1 protein-coding gene is annotated in these 1,458 nt (G+C 62.7%); it reads right to left on the bottom strand.

The genetic code is table 11. The annotated features are described in order from the left end of the window. Nucleotides 1-21 precede the first annotated feature (21 nt). Complete coding sequence (locus tag EVC45_RS44595; protein ID WP_168991679.1) at nt 22-1,227, bottom strand: IS110 family transposase; 1,206 nt, start codon at nt 1,225-1,227, stop codon at nt 22-24. Between the last annotated feature and the right edge of the window lie 231 nt (nt 1,228-1,458).

Below are 1,458 nucleotides of genomic sequence, written 5' to 3'. Positions count from 1 at the left end.
GGGGTGCCCCTATGTGGTTCGTCAAGCGTTAGGGGCGGATTTCGGTTGATAGAAGGTGCCGTCGCGCAGCATTGCGAACAGCACGTCGCAGCGCCGTCTGGCAAGGGCAATGAGCGCCTGATTGTGGCGCTTGCCCTGCTGGACCTTGCGGGCGTAATAATCCCTTGAGATCGGGTCTCGCAGGGCAGCAAAGGCAGAGAGGAAGAGCGCTCGCTTAAGCACCTTGTTGCCCCGCCTAGATGGGTGTTCGCCACGTATAGAAGAGCCCGAGCGTCGGGTGACCGGTGCGAGGCCGGCGTAGGCGGCGAGATGTGCGGCTGAAGCGAAAGCTTTGTGAGCGACTTCAGTGAGGAGTCTGGCGGCGGTCCTGACGCCGACTCCCGGCATGCTGGTCAGGACCGGCCAAAGAGGGTGCGCATGTACCAGGCCTTCAACTTCGCTGGCAACCTCGTCACGTTGCTTGCGCAAGGAGGCGAGCTGCTGGGCCAGACGCGGCATGACGATGGTTGCGGCCTGAGTGCCGGGTACGACCACTGCCTGTTCGCTGAGTGCCTGAACGATTTCGGCCGCGAGGCTTTTGCCCATGCGCGGTGCTAGTTTGGTGAGGCGGTTGGCGAGTGTTTTCTCGCTGGTCGCGGCAAGCTCGGCGGGCGACGGGTATCGCTCAAGCAGATCGAGCACGGCCGGATGGTCGAGGCGCGGCCCCAGAACCCGTTCCAGTGCGGGATGGATCTGGGTAAGCAGGCCGCGAATGCGGTTGCTGGTCTGCGTGATCTGCGCGGCGAGATCGTCATCGAAGCCGCACAACATCGTGAGTTCGGCGAGCGGCTCGTCGGCCAGTCGAAGCGAGCGCAGCGTATGCGGCATCGAGCGGGCGGCCTCGGCAATGATGGCGGCGTCACGGGCGTCAGTCTTGGCTTCGCCTGCATGCAGATCGGCAATGCGGCGCATGGCCAGACCCGGCAGATAGGCGACCAGAACGCCTTCGTCTCGGGCGACAGCGACGGGCAGCGCGCCGATGGTGGCAGGCTGATCGACGACGAACAGGAGTTGGCCGTGTGTTTTGAGCTCGGTGATAAGGGCACGCAGTTTGGCCTCATCGTTCGGCAGCGCCTTGTTGTACAGACGCTTTCCGGTCCGATCAAGGGCAACGGCGTGATGGTGGCCTTTGCCTACGTCGACGCCGACGAATACATCGACGGAGCTATGTTGTTGGTTGTCTTGCATCGAGGTATTTGCAGATTGAGCGGGTTGGCCTGCAACATCGGTGGCAAGTCTCGGCATCCACGTTACGGACGGCCTCAAGATAATCCGGCCGAGCCCCTATTAGCGATCACCAGCCACCCACCAGACCCGGTGACAACACCCCCCGGATCATAGAAGCGACTGGGGGCGAGAATCATGCCGGGCCCGGCTGGCCAAATCCCCAATTATCGGGGAGTGAAGATAGTAACGGGG

Origin of the sequence: Paraburkholderia sp. UYCP14C (assembly GCF_004197395.1) — a bacterium.
In the GTDB taxonomy this organism is placed as follows: Bacteria; Pseudomonadota; Gammaproteobacteria; order Burkholderiales; family Burkholderiaceae; genus Paraburkholderia.
The sequence above is the reverse complement of the archived record's forward strand: the minus strand, read 5'-3'. Positions and strand labels throughout refer to the sequence as shown.

What these genes read in the sequence shown, in the direction of transcription:
- EVC45_RS44595 (WP_168991679.1), bottom strand. Translation starts at nt 1,227, where the DNA reads ATGCAAGACAACCAACAACATAGCTCCGTCGATGTATTCGTCGGCGTC.